Annotated in this window: 18 protein-coding genes; 9 read left to right on the top strand and 9 right to left on the bottom strand. The window is 65.0% G+C overall.

Features of this window, described 5'->3' with window-relative positions; all coding sequences use genetic code 11:
- Window positions 1-10: 10 nt before the first annotated feature.
- From tsaD to HGI46_RS02725, 4 genes are read left to right on the top strand one after another with little or no spacing between them, the layout of a single operon-like run.
- The gene (gene tsaD, locus HGI46_RS02740) at window positions 11-1,063 is read left to right on the top strand and encodes a tRNA (adenosine(37)-N6)-threonylcarbamoyltransferase complex transferase subunit TsaD (RefSeq protein WP_168902980.1); all 1,053 of its coding nucleotides are present in this window, start codon (window positions 11-13) and stop codon (window positions 1,061-1,063) included.
- Window positions 1,060-2,055 carry an NAD(P)H-dependent glycerol-3-phosphate dehydrogenase gene (locus HGI46_RS02735; RefSeq protein ID WP_168902979.1) on the top strand — a complete coding sequence of 332 codons (996 nt, stop codon included), beginning with the start codon at window positions 1,060-1,062 and terminating at the stop codon, window positions 2,053-2,055. Before tsaD ends, HGI46_RS02735 begins: the two co-directional genes overlap by 4 nt.
- Complete coding sequence (locus HGI46_RS02730) at window positions 2,048-3,526, top strand: oligosaccharide flippase family protein (RefSeq protein WP_168902978.1); 1,479 nt, start codon at window positions 2,048-2,050, stop codon at window positions 3,524-3,526. The genes HGI46_RS02735 and HGI46_RS02730 overlap by 8 nt, the downstream gene beginning before the upstream one ends.
- A gap of 50 nt (window positions 3,527-3,576) precedes the next feature.
- A complete protein-coding gene (locus HGI46_RS02725; RefSeq protein ID WP_118074536.1) occupies window positions 3,577-4,128 on the top strand; it encodes a hypothetical protein in 552 nt (183 codons plus the stop codon).
- A gap of 1 nt (window position 4,129) precedes the next feature.
- Here HGI46_RS02725 and HGI46_RS02720 read toward each other — a convergent pair whose 3' ends face one another.
- The 4 genes from HGI46_RS02720 to uvrB all read right to left on the bottom strand — a co-directional run bounded on the left by HGI46_RS02720 (window position 4,130) and on the right by uvrB (window position 7,613).
- Window positions 4,130-4,696, bottom strand: a complete 567-nt coding sequence (locus tag HGI46_RS02720) for a hypothetical protein (RefSeq protein ID WP_168902977.1) — start codon at window positions 4,694-4,696, stop codon at window positions 4,130-4,132.
- 7 nt (window positions 4,697-4,703) lie between these two features.
- Window positions 4,704-4,994, bottom strand: a complete 291-nt coding sequence (locus HGI46_RS02715; RefSeq protein WP_168902976.1) for an addiction module antidote protein — start codon at window positions 4,992-4,994, stop codon at window positions 4,704-4,706.
- Window positions 4,969-5,331, bottom strand: coding sequence for a type II toxin-antitoxin system RelE/ParE family toxin (locus HGI46_RS02710; RefSeq protein ID WP_168902975.1), 363 nt, complete (start codon window positions 5,329-5,331; stop codon window positions 4,969-4,971). Before HGI46_RS02710 ends, HGI46_RS02715 begins: the two co-directional genes overlap by 26 nt.
- A gap of 92 nt (window positions 5,332-5,423) precedes the next feature.
- Entirely contained in the window at window positions 5,424-7,613 is a 2,190-nt protein-coding gene (gene uvrB / locus HGI46_RS02705) for an excinuclease ABC subunit UvrB (protein ID WP_168902974.1), read from the bottom strand.
- 121 nt (window positions 7,614-7,734) lie between these two features.
- Between uvrB and HGI46_RS02700 the strand changes: the two genes are divergently transcribed.
- Window positions 7,735-8,283, top strand: a complete 549-nt coding sequence (locus HGI46_RS02700; protein ID WP_168902973.1) for a DUF3617 domain-containing protein — start codon at window positions 7,735-7,737, stop codon at window positions 8,281-8,283.
- Between the two features lie 24 nt (window positions 8,284-8,307).
- Here HGI46_RS02700 and HGI46_RS02695 read toward each other — a convergent pair whose 3' ends face one another.
- On the bottom strand, window positions 8,308-9,711 hold the full coding sequence (locus HGI46_RS02695; protein WP_168902972.1) for a tetratricopeptide repeat protein: 1,404 nt from the start codon (window positions 9,709-9,711) through the stop codon (window positions 8,308-8,310).
- Between the two features lie 61 nt (window positions 9,712-9,772).
- Window positions 9,773-9,949, bottom strand: a complete 177-nt coding sequence (locus HGI46_RS02690; protein WP_168902971.1) for a DUF1674 domain-containing protein — start codon at window positions 9,947-9,949, stop codon at window positions 9,773-9,775.
- 74 nt (window positions 9,950-10,023) lie between these two features.
- Here HGI46_RS02690 and HGI46_RS02685 point away from each other — a divergent pair, with 74 nt between their 5' ends.
- Window positions 10,024-11,283, top strand: coding sequence for a methyltransferase domain-containing protein (locus HGI46_RS02685; protein ID WP_168902970.1), 1,260 nt, complete (start codon window positions 10,024-10,026; stop codon window positions 11,281-11,283).
- A 119-nt stretch (window positions 11,284-11,402) separates the two neighbouring features.
- Window positions 11,403-11,723: a hypothetical protein gene (locus tag HGI46_RS02680; protein ID WP_168902969.1), complete on the top strand. Its 321-nt coding sequence runs from the start codon at window positions 11,403-11,405 to the stop codon at window positions 11,721-11,723.
- Between the two features lie 141 nt (window positions 11,724-11,864).
- On the opposite strand, the gene HGI46_RS02675 is transcribed toward HGI46_RS02680, so the two are convergent.
- The 3 genes from HGI46_RS02675 to HGI46_RS02665 form a co-directional block, all read right to left on the bottom strand.
- Complete coding sequence (locus HGI46_RS02675; RefSeq protein WP_168902968.1) at window positions 11,865-12,167, bottom strand: GIY-YIG nuclease family protein; 303 nt, start codon at window positions 12,165-12,167, stop codon at window positions 11,865-11,867.
- 103 nt (window positions 12,168-12,270) lie between these two features.
- Window positions 12,271-12,951 carry a hypothetical protein gene (locus tag HGI46_RS02670; protein WP_240946530.1) on the bottom strand — a complete coding sequence of 227 codons (681 nt, stop codon included), beginning with the start codon at window positions 12,949-12,951 and terminating at the stop codon, window positions 12,271-12,273.
- The gene (locus tag HGI46_RS02665) at window positions 12,948-13,943 is read right to left on the bottom strand and encodes a sterol desaturase family protein (protein ID WP_168902966.1); all 996 of its coding nucleotides are present in this window, start codon (window positions 13,941-13,943) and stop codon (window positions 12,948-12,950) included. The genes HGI46_RS02670 and HGI46_RS02665 overlap by 4 nt, the downstream gene beginning before the upstream one ends.
- 286 nt (window positions 13,944-14,229) lie before the next feature.
- Here HGI46_RS02665 and HGI46_RS02660 point away from each other — a divergent pair, with 286 nt between their 5' ends.
- Window positions 14,230-14,766, top strand: coding sequence for a biliverdin-producing heme oxygenase (locus tag HGI46_RS02660; RefSeq protein WP_168902965.1), 537 nt, complete (start codon window positions 14,230-14,232; stop codon window positions 14,764-14,766).
- Window positions 14,756-17,311, top strand: a complete 2,556-nt coding sequence (locus HGI46_RS02655) for an HWE histidine kinase domain-containing protein (RefSeq protein WP_168902964.1) — start codon at window positions 14,756-14,758, stop codon at window positions 17,309-17,311. The genes HGI46_RS02660 and HGI46_RS02655 overlap by 11 nt, the downstream gene beginning before the upstream one ends.
- Window positions 17,312-17,418: the final 107 nt, after the last annotated feature.

Genomic DNA, 17,418 nt, shown 5'->3' with positions numbered 1-17,418 from the left:
AAAGCGCCAGATGGCCCTGATCCTTGGCATAGAATCCAGCTGCGATGAAACCGCCGCCGCGGTGATCGACGGCAATGGCACCACGCTTGGCGCGCGAATTGTCGCGCAACGCATTGCTTCACAAGACGAAGCGCACCGCCCTTACGGTGGTGTCGTGCCCGAAATCGCCGCGCGCGCGCATGTCGAAGTGCTGGGCCCGATGGTCGAGGCGGTGCTGGCCGACGCGGGCATGACGCTGGGTGACGTCGATGCGATCGCCGCCACTGCAGGCCCCGGCCTGATCGGCGGGGTCATGGTCGGCCTCGTCACCGCCAAGGCGCTGGCGATGGCGACAGGCAAGCCGCTGGTGGCGGTCAACCACCTCGAAGGCCACGCGCTGTCGCCGCGCCTCGCTGATCCGAGCTTGCAGTACCCCTATCTGCTGCTGCTGGTTTCGGGCGGGCACTGCCAGATCCTCGAAGTCGCAGGCGTTGGCCAGTATCGCCGCCTCGCCACCACCATCGACGATGCGCTGGGCGAGGCCTTCGACAAGACCGCCAAGATCCTCGGCCTGGGCTATCCCGGTGGCCCCGCCGTCGAAAGGTTGGCGCGCGAGGGCAATGCCAAGGCCGTGCCGCTGCCGCGCCCGCTGGTGGGAAGCGGCGAACCGCACTTCTCCTTCGCCGGGCTAAAGAGCGCGGTGATGCGGGCCAAGGATGCGGGCATTCACATCGATGCCGATATCGCCGCCTCGTTCCAGCAGGCCGCGCTCGATTGCGTGGTTGATCGCACGCGCATTGCGCTCGCCGCTGCTGCGCCCGGGATGACGGCGCTGGTCGTTGCAGGTGGCGTTGCCGCCAATGCGGCGCTGCGCGGCGCGCTTGAAGCTCTGGCTGCCGAACACGGCCTCCCATTGGTCGCCCCGCCGCCGAAACTGTGCACAGACAATGCCGCGATGATCGGCTGGGCTGGCGCTGAGCGTTTCGCTCTGGGATATACCGACCCGCTTGACGTGGCAGCGCGCCCGCGCTGGCCGCTCGACGACAATGCCGCGCCGGTGCGCGGCGCAGGGGTGAAGGCATGACCGCTGGTGTAGGTGTCGTTGGCGCAGGCGCATGGGGCACCGCACTCGCCCAGATGCTGGCAAGCGACGGCCGCCAAGTCCTGCTCTGGGCGCGTGAGGCCGAACTGGTCGAGGAAATCAACGCCCAGCGTACCAACAGCCTGTTTTTGCCTTCGGCCAAGCTCGCACCTTCGATCCGCGCCACCCGCGATCTTGCGGAAATGGCAGCCCTTCCGGTCCTGCTGATGGTCACCCCGGCGCAGTTCCTGGCCAGCGTGCTCGGTGCAATGGGGCGCAACAGCGGCGACGTCGTGCTCTGCTCAAAGGGCATCGAAGCCGGGACCGGGCGGCTCATGGCCGATGTGGCCCGCACCGCCGCACCCGGCGCGGAAATCGCGGTGCTGTCCGGCCCCACTTTCGCGCATGAAGTGGCAGCGGGCCTGCCCACCGCCGTGACGCTCGCCTGCGAAGTCGGCGAAGTGCAGTGGCAGCGGCTTTCCACTGCCATCGCCCGCCCGACCTTCCGGCCCTATTACTCCGATGACGTGGCCGGTGCCGAAATCGGCGGCGCGGTGAAGAACGTCCTCGCCATCGCCTGCGGCGTGGTGGACGGCTTGGGGCTTGGCCAGAACGCCCGTGCGGCGCTGATCAGCCGCGGCTTTGCCGAGATGCAGCGCTTCGGCCTTGCCTTGGGCGCGCGGGCGGAAACGCTGTCCGGCCTTTCCGGCCTGGGAGACCTCGTGCTGACCTGTTCCTCCACCTCCAGCCGGAACTTCTCGCTCGGCAAGGCGCTGGGCGAAGGCGCCAGCGCAGCGGATGTGCTTGGCGCAAGGAACTCGGTGGCCGAGGGCGCCTTCACCGCGCCGGTCCTCGCGGAAATCGCGCGTAATCGGGATATCTCCATGCCGATCGTCGAGGCCGTGGTGACACTCCTCAAAGGCGCTGCCCCGGCGCGGGACGTGGTTGCAGGATTGCTGTCGCGCCCGCTCAAGGCGGAAACAGTCCTTGTCTGAAGCCAAGCCCCCCCAACAGGATATCGCCGCGCTGGCCAAGGGCGGGCGGACGAATTTTCTCGGCTTCCTGCTGCGTCTTCTCGCGCGCATCCCGTTCCTTTTCATCGCCAGCCGCCTTTATGGCGCACCCGCCATGGGGCGCTTCGCCTCGGCACTGGTGATGGTCGAATTTGCCGGGATGCTGGCAACCCTCGGCCAGAAGCGCGGCCTTGCCCAGCGTCTTGCCGAGAACGACGAGCACCCCGCCAACGTCGTCGGCGATGCCGTGCTGCTGGCCATGTCGCTGGCGCTCGGCATGGGCGCGCTGATCTACCTGTTCCCACAATCGATGTATCCCAGCGGCAATTTCACGCTTGCCGACCGTCTGCTGGTGCTTTCGATCCCCGGCCTCGCGCTAGGCGACCTGGCCCTCGCTGCATTGGCCTACCGCTTTGACGTGGCGACCACGGTTCGCGCCCGTTCGGTGGTTGAGCCGTGGACAATCTCCATCGCGGCCGGCGCATTCTATTTCATCTGGCCGAGCTCCGGTCTCACACTTGCCTATCTCGCCTCGGTCTGGGCGGCGACGGGCGTCGCGGTCTTCGTCCTGCTGCGTACATATGGCCTGCCGCGTGCGTGGAAGCCGCGCCCCGGCCCGCTGTGGCAGATTGCCCGCCGCAACATCCCGCTGGCAGGCGCGGACGCCGTGGAATGGGGCACCCGCAAGCTCGACGTGTTCATCCTGCGCTTCTTCGTGGGCGAGGCGCCGGTCGGCATCTACTACTTCGCCCAGCAGATTGCTTCGCTCCCGCAAAAGCTCAAGACCAGCTTCGAACCAGTGCTTGGGCCCGTGATCACCCGCAGCGTCAAGGACAAGGACTACGCCGCGATCGCCAAGCAGGTCTGCCAGGTCGGCTTCTGGATTGGCGCGGCGCAGATCGGCATCGCTCTGGCATTGGGCATTCCGGGCGAGGGTCTGATGGGCCTCGGCGGTCCCGCATTCGTCTCGGGCACGGCGGCGCTGGTGTTCCTGCTGGTCGCCGAAGTCGTCGCGTCCAAGGCGGTGGTGAGCGAGGCGGCGCTGGTCTATCTCGCCCGCATGCGCAACCTGTGGATCAGCCTGGCCACGATCGCGCTGCAGGCGGTGCTGACCATCTTCCTGATCCTTGTGGCCAGGCAGGTGACGCCGGGGCCGATGTACGTCGCCGCTGCGGCGTCGCTGGCCTTGGCCATCTCGCTTGGCCTGTCCTCGGCCGTGAAGTCCCGGGTGCTGACCCGCATTCTCGGCCATTCGATCAGCAACTGGCGTTGGGGCCTTGCCTGGGCGATCATACCCGCCATCGCGGTGGGCGTGGCGATGACCTGGGCACCCGAATGGGCCGAACTGGCCGTTGGAATTCCCGCAATTCTGGGTATTTACTGCTACATGTTGTGGGTCCGCGCGTTCGGGCCAGAGGACCGCGTGCTGTTTCGCAAGCAGCAACCGGCCTGAGATCGTCGCTGGAATTTTCGCGCGCACTTTTCGTTTAAGGGGTCATGCAGATGCTGCAATCGCTCGAAGCCAACCAGATCCTGCTGGCGGGCATCGTTCTTGTCGTCGCGTTCGTGGTGTGGTGGGTGTGGGGGCGCACCAAGCCGGCTCCGAAGCGGCGCGAATACACCGACGTCCTTTCGGAAGGCGCCGAAAAGGCCGCCCGCAACACGGCCCTGATTGATGCGCCAAGCGCCGCCGCTCTTGTCACGCCGCCGCCGGGCGTTGGCACCATGGCCGGGATCGGCGAAGTCGTGGCTGCCGCCGCTGCCGAGGAAGTGATCGAGGCCGCGCCGGTTTCGGCACCTGCCCCCGCTCCGCAGGGCGGCGACGACCTCGGCCGCATCAAGGGCGTCGGCCCCAAGCTCAAGGCCCTCCTCGCCTCGCTTGGCGTGACCAGCTACGCGCAGATCGCGGCGTGGACCGACGAGGACATCGCGCGGATTGACGCCCAGCTCGGCACCTTCGCAGGGCGCGCCACGCGCGACAACTGGGTGGAGCAGGCCAAGCTTCTCGCCAGCGGCGATACCGCCGCCTATGAAGCGAGGTTCGGCAAGGTCTGACTTATTCGGCGATTTGCGCCGGGGCGATGGGCTCCGGCGCGGCAGCCGGCGCAGAACGGCGGCACCTGGCGATAAGGTCGCGCACCGGCGCTCCGGCCGAAACCTTGATCATCCCCGCGCCCGGCAGCGTGCCGTTGTAGGACCCGCCAAGCACCTTGGCCCGGCTGTCATCGGCCGAGATCGTGCCCTGCCAGATATAGCCGCGCTGCCCCGGCACTGATGTCGCGTCCACGGGCAGCCGCATGATCCCGTCGCTCCCGACCAGCGCGAACAGCGCCTGCGCCCCCACCGGCGCGGCGGCATGGCGCGTCACCGTCAGCACGCCCTCGCGGCAGACAAGCGAAACCAGCGGCGGCTCCCCCGGATGCCCGTAGCGCACCGAAAGTCCATCCGAGCCGGCGGCCCATGACGCCTGCGATTCCCCATCGCGCACCCCCGGCAAGGCCTCGCCCTCAGGCATGGCCATCCGCACCGCCCCATCCGGCGCCCCCTCACGCGCGGGCATCGCGGGCGATTTCGAACAGGCGGCAAGGGTGAGGGCCGCGATGGCAACAATCAGATTCTTCACGACAGTATCAGGCGGCCCGCTTCTGGACGGTCAATTCGAGCCCAAGCACCGAAAGGACCGCCACCAGTGTTTCAAGTGTGGGGTTACCGTCTTCGGAGAGGGATTTGTAGAGGGCCTGACGCCCCAAACCGGTTTTCCGGGCAATCTCGCTCATGCCCTTGGAGCGCGCGATGCTTCCCAGCGCTCCGGCGATATGCTTGGGATCGTTCCCTTCCATTGCCGCTTCGAGATAAAAAAGGATGTCCTCTTCGGTCTCAAGATGATTGGCTGGATCAAATGGGTAGACCTTCAATGCCATCGTCGGCTTCCCTCACCATCTTGTGGGCCAGTGCGATGTCACGCGATTGCGTGTTCTTGTCGCCACCGTTCAGCAAGATGACCAAGACGTCGCCTTGCCAGATATAGTAGATACGATAGCCGGGACCGAAATGCAGGCGCAGTTCCTGCACACCATTCCCAACCGATTTCGTGTCTCCAGCATTTCCTGCAGCAAGGCGCATCAAGCGGTCGTCAATCCGCAACCGCGCCCGCCGATCGCGCAGACCGTCAAGCCAAGCCCGAAAACGGGCAGTCTGGACGATTTGCACGTGTCCTTTATAAGGGACATCATCCGCGTTGTCAATCTGATCGCCCATCCGATACCCACCTCGGGCAGCTTGAATAGGCGGCAAAACCGGTCTCACACATTTTAAGTGCGACCAATTTGGTGCCAGTCAGGGCGTTACCCTCACCGCCCCCACTTCGTCTTCTGGCTCTTCCCATACCGCGTCTTGCGCGTGCCCGGCTTGCCCTCGTTGCTCCGCCCGACGATCGGCGCCTTGCGCTCACCCTCGGGCAGGCCAAGTTCCGAAGCCTCCAGCTGCCGGATCTCGTCGCGCAACCGTCCGGCCAGCTCGAACTCCAGATCCGCTGCTGCCGCGCGCATCTTCTTCTCAAGCTCCTCGATGTAGCCGCGAAGGTTGTGGCCGACGAGGTTGTTGGCCCCATCCGCGTCGATATCCACCAGCACGCCATCGCGGCTCGCCGTGTCGGCAACGATATCGTGGATGTTGCGCTTGATCGTCTGCGGGGTGATGCCGTGTTCGAGGTTGTAGGCCTCCTGCTTGGCACGGCGGCGATCGGTCTCGGCAATGGCGCGTTCCATGGAGCCGGTCATGCGGTCGGCGTAGAGGATCACGCGGCCATCGACATTGCGCGCGGCGCGGCCGATGGTCTGGATCAGCGAGGTTTCGCTGCGCAGGAAGCCTTCCTTGTCCGCGTCCAGAATGCACACCAGCCCGCATTCAGGGATGTCGAGGCCCTCGCGCAGCAGGTTGATGCCGACCAGCACGTCATAGACGCCCAGACGCAAGTCGCGGATCAGTTCGATGCGCTCCAGCGTCTCGACGTCGGAGTGCATGTAGCGCACCTTGAGCCCCGCCTCGTGCATGAACTCGGTCAAGTCCTCGGCCATGCGCTTGGTCAGCGTGGTGACGAGCGTGCGGTAGCCGTTGGCGGCGGTCAGCTTGCACTCGTTGATGCAGTCCTGCACCTGGTCCTCGACCGGACGGATCAGCACCGGCGGGTCGATCAGGCCGGTTGGGCGGATCACCTGTTCGGCAAAGACGCCGCCCGCCTGTTCCATCTCCCACTGCGCCGGCGTTGCCGAAACCGCGATAGTCTGCGGGCGCATCGCGTCCCATTCGTTGAACCGCAACGGGCGGTTGTCGATGCACGAGGGCAGGCGGAAGCCGTACTCCGCCAGCGTCAGCTTGCGACGGTGGTCGCCCCGCGCCATCGCGCCGATCTGCGGCACGGTCTGGTGGCTTTCATCTAGGAACAGCAGGCAGTTGTCGGGCAGGTATTCGAACAGCGTCGGCGGCGGCTCACCGGGCAGGCGGCCGGTCAGGAAGCGGCTGTAGTTCTCGATCCCCGCGCATGATCCGGTGGCCGCAATCATCTCGAGATCGAAGTTGGTGCGCTGCTCCAGCCGCTGCGCTTCCAGCAGCTTGCCTTCTTCGACCAGTTCCTTGAGCCGCTCCGTCAACTCGAAGCGGATCGCCTGAGCCGCCTGCTGCATCGTCGGTCCGGGGGTAACGTAGTGCGAGTTCGCATAGACGCGCACATTCGTCAGCTTGGCCCCAGCCTTGCCGGTCAGCGGATCGAACTCGACAATCTCCTCCACCTCGTCACCGAAGAAGCTCACGCGCCAGGCGGTATCGTCGTAGTGCGAGGGAAAGATTTCGAGATTGTCGCCGCGTACGCGGAAGTTGCCGCGTGCAAAGCCGGCGTCGTTGCGCTTGTACTGCAGCGCCACCAGCTTGCGGATGATCTCGCCGCTGTCGACGCTCTGGCCGACCTTGAGGTCGAAGATCATCGCGGAATAGGTCTCGACCGAGCCGATGCCGTAGATGCACGAGACAGAGGCGACGATGATCACGTCATCGCGTTCGAGCAAGGAGCGCGTGGCCGAGTGGCGCATCCGGTCAATTGCCTCGTTGGTCGAGGACTCCTTCTCGATATAGGTGTCAGACCGGGGCACGTAGGCTTCGGGCTGGTAGTAGTCGTAGTACGAGACGAAGTACTCCACCGCGTTTTCCGGGAAGAAGCTCTTCATCTCGCCATAGAGCTGTGCGGCGAGGATCTTGTTGGGGGCGAGGATCAGGGCGGGGCGCTGCAGTTCCTCGATCACCTTGGCCATGGTGAAGGTCTTGCCCGAACCGGTCACGCCAAGCAGGACCTGCGTCTGGTCGCCATCGCGCGCTGCCGCCACAAGATCGGCAATCGCGGTTGGCTGGTCGCCCGCAGGCTGGTAGTCGGACACAACCTTGAAAGGCCTGCCGCCCTCGATCTTGTCGGGGCGCTGCGGCTTGTGCGGCACGAAAGTGCCGGAAGTGTCGGGCTCTTCGAGTCCCCTGCGAATAACGAGTTCGGCCATGGCGCGAATATGGGGAACAAACCGCGCCCATACAACCTCGCGTCGGGCGGTGACGTGGCGCACTGGCGCTTTTTCGGCAGGGTGTTAGCCTGCTTGCCGGAACGAGAGAGGACGAGACCCGATGCGCGCTGCAATTGCCCTGATTCCGCTGGCCCTGCTCGCTGCCTGCAACGATGGCGGCACCGTCGACAAGAAGAACGCCAGCACGGCCGAAGTCGCCAAGTCGGTCGCCGATGCGGGGATGAAGCTCAATCCCGGTCGCTGGGAATTGACCATGCAGTTCAAGAAGTTCGAAGTGGAAGGCATGCCGCCCGAGGCCAAGGCGGCGATGCAGAAGATGCTTGGGGAAACCAGGACCTTCGCCTCGTGCCTGACCAAGGAAGAGGCGGAAAAGCCCGATGGCAAGTTCTTCGGCCAGCAGGGCGAAGACTGCAAGTACGACACGTTCACCATGGGGAACGGGAAGATCGACGCTACCATGACCTGCAAGGGCACCGGTGAGGACGCCGGCAACATGGCGAAGATGACCCTCGCCGGAACCTACAGCCCCGATACCTACGACATGACCATGGACATGAACGGCACTGCCCCCAACGGCAAGCAGATGGTCATGCAGATGGCCCTCACCTCAAAGCACAAGGGTGACTGCAAGGGCGACGAGCAGGGCTGACCGCTCGACCGGCATGGCGGGTAATTACGCTGTCGCGCGCAGGTGCTCGGCGATCCACCATGCCACGAAACTGCAGTATGAAGGCCAGCACGTCAGCCCGATGCGCGCATCCTGCGTCGCGATCTCGGGTCTGTCCCAATCGTCTCGCTCGACTGCATAAATCCGCTTGTCCTGCTTCCAGTAGACGTACCAACGCCCTTGCGGGTCGGCATAGTCCGACCGGTCCTCGCTCCCGGCAATGGCAATGAAATTCGGATGCAGGTCGAACTCGCCGACCAGCAACTCCGTCCAGCCCTTCAATGTGGTCGCCGAACCGGGCAGCGGGTCGCACAGGGAGATGTGCGTGCTGCCATTGGGAATGCAGTCCATCCGGTAGGCGCGCATGAGATCCAGCGATGCCGGGTCATTGCTCCATCCGAGCGCGGCCAACTCGCCGGAAACCTTGCTACGCGCTTTCGCCGGACGGCGGGCATCCGTGGGATAGTCCTCAAACTGCGGCATGCCCGCCAAAGTTGAATCGATGAACCTGCGCGCCTCGGCGGCGTCGGCAATCACACCGCTTTGCGCATCGGGCTGCGGCACGGGCGCCGCATTGACATCGAGATAGCGATCCGGCTCCCGCGTCGTGCGCGCTGGAGAACCCACCACGTCGGTCGCAGGCCAGCTATGCCGATACGTTCCCTCCCACCCGATCCGCTTCAGCACGGCGGCGAAGATGAAGTCGATGATCAGGTCGTTGTCACGATAGCCCGCCAGAAAGTCGGCATCGGGCGAGCGCTTCGCCCGTCCGGTGAACATTGCCTCGTGCGCCGTGAACATCTTCGCTGTCGAGGCAAACCCGCCGGTCAGTGCCTTCACGTAAAACCCGAACTCCTCCAGCCGGTATCGCGGGTGCCGCTTGCGGGTCCATGCATCGCAAGCCGCACTCCATGCCCCCATGTCGAACGGCGCATCGTCAAGACAGCGGTCTAGCAAGGTGTTGATGAACCACGGCTCGTAGCAGTGCTCTTTTCCGCCCTCGGTGGAAAAGACTTCGTCCGTGCTCTCCAGCAGACAGGCCGCCGCCTTGGCATTTTCGATGCCGTCATAGGCCCTTGCCGGTTGGCCATGCTCGGCCATTGCCCGCAACAGCCGCCGGTGCCGTTCCAGCGATTGGCGCATGTAGCTCTCGGCCCGGTCCAGATCCCCTTGACCCCAGTAGAGATTGGCGAGCTGGAAGCAGTCCTTAACCTGACTACCAAGGTTCCACAGAGCCAGATGCAACGGCCCATCGACAAGCTGCTGCTCGACGAACGCCAGAAAGTTGACGCCGCCAAAAGCGTCTTTGGGCGCCTCCAGCTGGTCGTGCTTCACCGTCAACAGATAGTCGATGCGGCTCTGGCTAGGGGCCGGAGGCCGCTTGCGCCGGAAAAGATCGAAAAGCCCCATGGGGCGAGATTAATCGTATCGCCACTCGGCTGCAATGCAGGCGCAAGCTACGTCCGCAGGCTCAGAAATCAATCGCAATCCCGTTCTTCTCCCAGTCGCCGAAGCGCGTGGGATCAAGGCCGTCCGGATCATCTCCGCGCTCGATCGCCTTGGGGGCAGGGGCGGGGTCGTTGGTCCAGTGCGCGGGCGGGGTGAAGTCCGCGGGGCGCTGCGTCGCACGAGGAGTGGGCTTTTCCATGCCTCTGCAGATGGGGCTTCGCGCGCCGAACTGCAATTGCATATTGGGGCACAAGCGCCGATAGGCTGCGGGATATGGCCCGTTCCACTCCTGCCGATGAAGTTCCCGGCGTTCCCGCCCGCCGCGCCGCGCTGCGTATGCTCGATGCCGTGCTCAATCGGGGCGATCCGCTCGATCAGGCCGCCCCGCCGATCCTGCGCGCGATCGAACGCGCCGACGACCGCGCGCTCGCGCTGGCCATCGCGCAGGAATCCCTGCGCTGGATGGCCGATCTCGATGCCCTGATCGATGGCGCGACGAAGCAGCCCCTGCCCGAGGATGCCAAGGTCCGCTCGGTCCTGCGCCTGATGCTGGCACAGGCCCTGCGCCTGAACCTGCCCGGCCACGCCATTGTCGCCACCGGGTTGCCGCTGCTTGTGGGCGGCCCGCGACGGCTGGCGCACGGCGTGTTCTCCGCTGTCACCAAGAGCGGCGCAACGCTGCCCGAAGCGCCCACGCTTCCGCCCGCCGCCGCCGCGCGCTGGCAACTCGCATGGCCCAACCGTATCGGCGCCATCGCCCAAGGCCTTGCCGAACCGCCCCCGCTCGATCTCAGCTTGCGCGATCGGGCGCAGACCGCGCACTGGGCCGAACGCCTCGGCGGGCACTCGCTCGCCCCCGGCCACGTCCGCCTCGCCCGCGCTGGTTCCGTCGAAGCGCTCGAAGGCTTCCGTGAAGGCGCATGGTGGGTGCAGGACCTCGCCGCCAGCGTGCCCGCGCGCCTGATGGGCGAAGGACAGGGCCGCCGCGCCCTCGACCTTTGCGCCGCGCCGGGCGGCAAGACTCTCCAACTCGCCGCCGCCGGTTGGGAGGTCACCGCGCTCGACAAGTCCGCCCGCCGCACCGAACGCCTCGCCGAAAACCTCAAGCGCAGCGGACTCACCGCGCAAGTGGTGGTGGCGGATGCCCTGAACTGGCAACCCGAACACCCCTTCGACGCCATCCTGCTCGACGCCCCCTGCAGCGCCACCGGCACCTGCCGCCGCCACCCCGACGTCCTGCACCGCCACGCCAACCTCGCCGAACTGACCGCCCTGCAATCCGCCATGCTCGACCGCGCCGCCACCTGGCTCGCCCCCGGTGGCACGCTGGTCTACGCGGTCTGCTCGCTGGAGCGCGAGGAAGGCGAGTTGCAGGCGCTGGCCTTCGACAAGCTGACCCCCGCGCCGGTCACCGAGGTGGAACTGCCCGAGGGCTTGGCCCCGACCAACGGCCACTTCCGCTCTGATCCCGGTATGCTGGGAGAACAAGGCGGCATCGACGGCTTCTTCGCCGCGCGGTGGGTGAAGGGTTAGGGCGCAGCGTGCTTAGTCACACGGCGGCTATTGAGAGCTGCTGGACCGGAAACCGTCATTCCGCTTGCGACGCCTTTGCCGTCGTTGCATACCGTCCTCTGCACTGACATAAAATCTGGATGTCCAAACCTCCCCAGATCATTGCCACTGACATCCTTTATTACCACGATGCCGATGAAAGAGCCTTTTTCGAGTGGCTCGATCGGATGACTTTCGTTGCTGATTATTATGGAGAAGTCAGAGATTTATTCATTGTGCTCAATCGCGCGCCAACGGATGATGATATGTGGGAGATTATCGGATTTTGCCGCAGATATGGCGTCGACATGAAGCAGCTTGCCCAGTTCGAGACGCCAGCAAACACGGCTTGGCTCCGTGATCCAACTATGATCTGGTGCGAAGAAATATTTGGCATTCCAAGCAAGGCAAGCGGCAGCTAACCATCCGAAAGCGGCCGTTTCAGCCACTACTGCCGGTCCTCAGAAACGGCCATTGGCTCAGGCGCACCGTGCGGACTTTGGCGCTCCCTCCCTTTCCCGTCACCCCGGGCTTGACACGGGGTCCCGCTTTCCTCGCGCAAGCTATCCGACGATCACGTCGTAAAGATCCAGCCAGTCAGGATTGCCGCGCTCGATCAGGTCGAACTTGTACTCTCTGCGCCAGCGCTTCAGACGCTTCTCATGCGCGATGCAGTCTTCGATACGGTCACCGCGCCCCGCCCAGACCAGCCATTTCAAGCCGTACCGAGCGCAGAAGTCCGACCCTCCATCGTTGCGGTGCTGATGGATGCGCGCGGCAAGGTGCGAGGTCACGCCGACGTACATCGCGCCTCGGTAACGGTCGGCCATGATGTAGACCCAGCCGCCGAGCCTTTCCCTGTCCATGGTGCGAACAGAACGAAAGCGGGACCCCGGGCCAAGCCCGGGGTGACGGTAATGGTGCGGTTATGGAAGCTATTCTCGCTTAAGCTAACCGAGACCAGCCCCCCTATACCTCCCCCGCCAGCCTCCGCCGAAACATCCGCCGCACCAGCCACGGTTCGAGAAACCGCCCGACCAGATACAAGAACGCGAAAATCCCCGAGAACACGTAGGCCGCCGTTGCCGAAGGCTTGCGCTTGCGACTGCCGCCTTCGCCGTCCTTGGGCTTTTCCGGAGCGGGTGCGCCGAGGAACTTGTCGATCGGGTGCAGGGTCAGGACCGGTTCGTCCTTCTTGTCGTCCTTCTTCGCCCCTGCGGCCTTCTCCTTGGCTTCGGCCTGCGCCTTCTGGTATGCGCCAACGGCCAGCGTCAACTGCCCGAAGCCGATGAACAGGAAGGGCAGCAGGAAGCAGAACAGCATGAAGCGGCTGGTCAGGCGATAGCGCAGCACGCGCCCCGTCGCCGTTTCCTCCACCTGCAGCGCACCCCTTTCGAATGTGGCCATCGTGTCCTGCGCGGCGGGGGAGGGGTTGGCATAGGCAAGACCCTCGCTCATCGGCTGAACGCTGTAACCATCGGCTGCGAACGCTGGCGAAACCCTTGCCAGTGCCTCGTCCGCGCCGAGCCCCTCGGGCACCGGCACTTCATCGCGCACCGTCCAGATCCAGTCGATCAGGCGCTTGGCAGAACGCGGCTTTTCCGGCGTCATCGGTTGCGTCCAGGGCGATGTCGCAGCCAGACCGTTCATTCCGCCGGAACCGCCGTATGCGCGCCACCGAGTCCACCACCAAACTTCGCCCGCAGCGTCTTCCACGCCTCGCTGAACGGATAGTGCATCACCTCGCGGATGTGCATGCGGCGCCCGCCTTCCATGCCCAGCACTTCTGCCTCGCCATCGACGCAAGTGCCGAACATCCGGTCGATGATGATCCACGTGCCCGAATAGTTGCTGCGCGTCGCTTCATAGTCGAGCGAGTGGTGGACGCTGTGGTGCTCGGTCGTGTTGAACAGGAAGCGCCACCAGCGCGGCGTGTTGAAGCGCACGTTGATGTGCTGGTAGGTGCTCACCGCGAGGCCGAAGGTCCCGGCGATCAGGAAGGCGCGCGGCAGGAAGTCGAAGAAGCCGCCGATGCCAAGCCCGATCAGGAACAGCTCCACCGGATTGCCCACCGCGCCCTTGTTGATGTTGAGCTGGGTGATGAAGTGGTGCGGTGCATGGGTCAGCCACAGCGGGTACCAGTTGTGCATGCCGCGATGCATCCAGTACTGGCCGAAGTCGAACACGAACGAGATCAGGAACGCCTGCAGCAGCAGCGGCAGCCCGGTGAACCACGCCACCTTGCCGAAATCGAAATTGCTCTGCAACATGCCGATGATCGCATCAGACCCGATGAACTGGTCGACGATGCGCAGCACGGTGTAGCCAAGGCCGACATAGAACAGGTCGGTCACCAGCTCCTTCCACGTCAGCTGCCATGATCGGAACCGCGGGTTGACCCACTCCAGCGCCAGGAGCAGCACCTTGAAGCCGATGCCGATGGCAATGCCCGTCGATGCCACGGCCCACTCGTTGGGCGCATAGTACCAGAACAGCAGGAAGCCGAAGAAGGTCACCGGCTGGAACCAGGTGAAGAACGCCCGCTTGAATGCCCCGCCTTCAACCTTGGGCACGTTCTCCCAACCGACTGTCACTGGCGCGTCCGCGCCGATGATGCGATTGCCAACCTGAACACCTGCCATCTGCCGACCCTCGATCTGCATGCCATGCGGCGGGAAAAAGCCCCGCTTCGGGGCAGCACTATGGAGCGTCAGTGGCAGAGGTATACGCGTCGAATGACGTATGCCCTTTGTGGCGGGATTTCATGGTCTTGGCCCATCAGCAGGGCGGGGATTCGATGCCTTCCGGCGAAAAAGCCATCTGCGGCAGGAACCCATCAGCGCGCTAGCGCGTTGGCAAACGTTAACGCACGTTATGTCTGGTCGGTGGCCGTTGTCGAATTCTGATACCTCTGGCCAGTCGGCCCGCATGCTCCTTCGCGAACGCACCCGGACGGACCACGATCGCGTCGACGCCGCCTTCGCCCGGTTCGACCTTGGCGATCCTGCCGATTACCGCGAATTCCTGCTGGCCCAGGCTTCCGCCTTGCTCCCGCTCGAAGCCGCGCTCACCGCTGCCGGCATCGAGAACATCGTCTGCGACTGGTCGCACCGCCAACGCGCAAGCCGCATCCTTGCCGACCTCGCAGACCTCGGCCTCGGCGCCCCCGGACTGCTCGAGTCGCCCGGGTTTCGCTCCACGGCCGAAATGCTCGGCGCGCTCTATGTGGTCGAAGGTTCGCGCCTCGGCGGAGCGATGCTCGCCCGGCGCGTACCCGCGCATCTCCCCCGCCGGTTCCTGTCAGACGCGGATTCGTCACGCTGGCGCTCGCTCGTCGCCCTGATCGACCACGAACTCGTCGCGCCTGCCTGCCAGGCCGCGGCCCTTGCCGCCGCGCGTGCGGCCTTCGCCCTTTTCGAAGCCGCCGCTCGTGCGCAAGCCGGAGTTCGCGTCCTTGAGCACTGACTACGCGGTCGACCTGACCAACTGCGATCGCGAACCGATCCACATCATCGGCACCATCCAGCCCAGCGGCTTCCTGATAGCGTTGACCGCCGATTGGATGATCGCCCGCGCCTCGGCGAACCTTCACGAATTCATCGGCCACGAGCTTGCCGACGTCTACGGACGCTCGCTTGACGAGGTGTTCCTGCCGCAGGCCGTGCACGACCTGCGCAACCGCACCACCATGCTCCGCAATGACGACGCGGTCGAACGCATGTTCGATGTCCCGCTCGTCGCTGGCAGGGGCAACTTCGATGTCGCGGTCCACTATAGCGGCAGCCAGATCGTCATCGAGGCCGAACCCTCACGCGGGAGTCTCGGCGATGTCACCGGCATGGTCCGCTCGATGTTTGCGCGGCTTGACCAGTGCAAGAACATGACCGCGTTCTACCGCGAAGGCGCGCGCCAGATCCGCGCGCTGATCCAGTTCGATCGCGTCATGGTCTATCGCTTTGCCGCCGACGGATCGGGCGAAGTCGTGGCCGAAGCCTGTCGCCCCGGCATCGGGCAATTCCTCGGCCTGCATTACCCCGCCAGCGACATTCCGGCCCAGGCCCGCCAGCTATACCTGCGCAACATGCTGCGCGTGATTGGTGACGTCCATGCCACGCCCGTCCCGGTGCTTCCCGCGCTGGACGAGACCGGCGCCCCGCTCGACATGTCGCTCTCGCTGCTGCGCTCGGTTTCGCCGATCCACATTGAATACCTCAAGAACATGGGCGTCGACGCCTCGCTCTCGATCTCGATCATCGTCGATGGCAAGCTGTGGGGCCTGTTCGCCTGCCACCATTATTCGCCCAACAATCCCAACTTCGAACGCCGCGCCGTTGCCGAGCTGTTCGCCCAGATGTTCTGCATGCGCCTCGAAAGCCGCGAGCGGCAGGCGACCATGGAGTTCGAACGCCGCGCCCGCGACATTTCCGACCAACTGCTGGGCGCCGTCGCCTCGGATGAAAGCCTGCTGCGCGATCCCGACTGGCTGGCCGACATCCTGACGCATGCAATAGCGGCGGATGGCGTTGGCGTCTGGCTTTCGGGCGGTTACGCCTTTTCCGGCCAGTGCCCGCCCACCGAGGACTTCCGCCGCATCATCCGCGCGCTCAACACCACCGCCGCCGGCAAGGTCTACGCAACCGACCATATCGGCTCGCTGATCCCCGATACCTATCGCTTCTCCGACAAGGTCGCCGGCCTGCTTGCCATCCCCATCTCCCGATCGCCACGCGATTACGTCGTGCTGTTCCGGTCGGAGATGGTGCGTTCGGTCCGCTGGGCGGGCGATCCGCACAAGCCGGTGGAGTACGGCCCCAATGGACCGCGTCTCTCCCCCCGCGAAAGCTTTGCCGAGTGGAAGGAGCTGGTTCGCGGCAAGTCCGAACCGTTCACTTCATCCGAACTGCGCGTTGCCGAAACGCTGCGCGCCACGCTGATCGAGGTCGTGCTGCGCTTGTCCGACGAGGCCTCCGCCGAACGCCAGCAGGCGAGCGACCGGCAGGAACTGCTGATCGCCGAGCTCAACCACCGCGTGCGCAACATCCTCGGCCTGATCCGCGGCCTCATCCGCCAGTCGCAGGCCAGCGACCCGGCGCTGGCGGGCTTCGTCAAGCTGATCGACGGCCGCATCCACGCATTGGCCCGCGCGCACAACCAGATCACCGAGGACCACTGGGGTCCAGCGCCACTGCAATCCCTCATCGACGCCGAGGCGGCGACCTTCATGGTCGACAGCAAGCGCATCCGCAGCTCGGGTGAGCCGGTTATGCTCAACCCTCTCGCCTATTCGACGATGGCGCTGGTCCTCCACGAACTCGTCACCAATTCGAGCAAGTACGGCAGCCTTTCGGTCCCCGATGGCCATGTTCTCATTGACTGGACCCAGGCTGCCAAGGGCGATCTTCTCGTCACGTGGCGCGAGGTGGGCGGACCGCCGGTGCGCGAACCGCAGCGGCAGGGCTTCGGCACCACGATCATCCAGCGCTCGGTGCCCTATGACCTGGGCGGCGAGGCCGCGGTGCGCTTTCTCGAAAGCGGGTTCGAGGCTGACCTCACCATCCCCAAGCGCCACCTCGCCGAGGCCTCGGGCGCCGCGCGCGTGATCCATTTCCCCAAGTCTGGCCCCGGCCATGTCGAAGAGCCGCCGCAGAACCTGCTGGCCGGTCAGCGCGTCCTGCTGGTCGAGGACAGCCTGATCATCGCGCTCGATGCCGAGGACATCCTCTCCCGCCTCGGCGCGGATTCCGTCGTGACGGCGGGGTCGGTCGATGCTGCGCTTGATCTGATCGAAACGTCGAGCCCGACAATCGCCCTGCTCGACATCAATCTTGGCATCGGCACCAGCTTTCCGATCGCCGATGCCCTGCATGAACGCGAAGTGCCCTTCATGTTCGCCACCGGTTATGGCGAGCAGGCGAAGTTCCCGGACATCCATCGCGCCCGTCCGGTCGTGCAGAAGCCCTATACGATCGGCAACATCGCGCGAGCGCTGGCGACGCTGCTGCCGGATTGAAAGCCACTCCCCTCCCGCAGGCGGGAGGGGCAGGGGGTGGGCATTCGCCGACAGGCGAATTGGCCATCTTGAGATAGTGCAGGCCCGGAAACAGAAAAGGGCGCCGT

This window comes from Novosphingobium sp. ERW19, from assembly GCF_012641315.1.
GTDB lineage: Bacteria > Pseudomonadota > Alphaproteobacteria > Sphingomonadales > Sphingomonadaceae > Novosphingobium.
The sequence above is the reverse complement of the archived record's forward strand: the minus strand, read 5'-3'. Positions and strand labels throughout refer to the sequence as shown.

Bases quoted from the DNA above. Each gene is read 5' to 3' on its own strand.
- tsaD (WP_168902980.1), top strand. From the start codon at position 11: ATGGCCCTGATCCTTGGCATAGAATCCAGCTGCGATGAAACCGCCGCC.
- HGI46_RS02735 (WP_168902979.1), top strand. From the start codon at position 1,060: ATGACCGCTGGTGTAGGTGTCGTTGGCGCAGGCGCATGGGGCACCGCA.
- HGI46_RS02725 (WP_118074536.1), top strand. From the start codon at position 3,577: ATGCTGCAATCGCTCGAAGCCAACCAGATCCTGCTGGCGGGCATCGTT.
- HGI46_RS02715 (WP_168902976.1), bottom strand. From the start codon at position 4,994: ATGGCATTGAAGGTCTACCCATTTGATCCAGCCAATCATCTTGAGACC.
- HGI46_RS02710 (WP_168902975.1), bottom strand. From the start codon at position 5,331: ATGGGCGATCAGATTGACAACGCGGATGATGTCCCTTATAAAGGACAC.
- uvrB (WP_168902974.1), bottom strand. From the start codon at position 7,613: ATGGCCGAACTCGTTATTCGCAGGGGACTCGAAGAGCCCGACACTTCC.
- HGI46_RS02700 (WP_168902973.1), top strand. From the start codon at position 7,735: ATGCGCGCTGCAATTGCCCTGATTCCGCTGGCCCTGCTCGCTGCCTGC.
- HGI46_RS02695 (WP_168902972.1), bottom strand. From the start codon at position 9,711: ATGGGGCTTTTCGATCTTTTCCGGCGCAAGCGGCCTCCGGCCCCTAGC.
- HGI46_RS02690 (WP_168902971.1), bottom strand. From the start codon at position 9,949: ATGGAAAAGCCCACTCCTCGTGCGACGCAGCGCCCCGCGGACTTCACC.
- HGI46_RS02685 (WP_168902970.1), top strand. From the start codon at position 10,024: ATGGCCCGTTCCACTCCTGCCGATGAAGTTCCCGGCGTTCCCGCCCGC.
- HGI46_RS02680 (WP_168902969.1), top strand. From the start codon at position 11,403: ATGTCCAAACCTCCCCAGATCATTGCCACTGACATCCTTTATTACCAC.
- HGI46_RS02675 (WP_168902968.1), bottom strand. From the start codon at position 12,167: ATGGACAGGGAAAGGCTCGGCGGCTGGGTCTACATCATGGCCGACCGT.
- HGI46_RS02670 (WP_240946530.1), bottom strand. From the start codon at position 12,951: ATGAACGGTCTGGCTGCGACATCGCCCTGGACGCAACCGATGACGCCG.
- HGI46_RS02665 (WP_168902966.1), bottom strand. From the start codon at position 13,943: ATGGCAGGTGTTCAGGTTGGCAATCGCATCATCGGCGCGGACGCGCCA.
- HGI46_RS02660 (WP_168902965.1), top strand. From the start codon at position 14,230: ATGCTCCTTCGCGAACGCACCCGGACGGACCACGATCGCGTCGACGCC.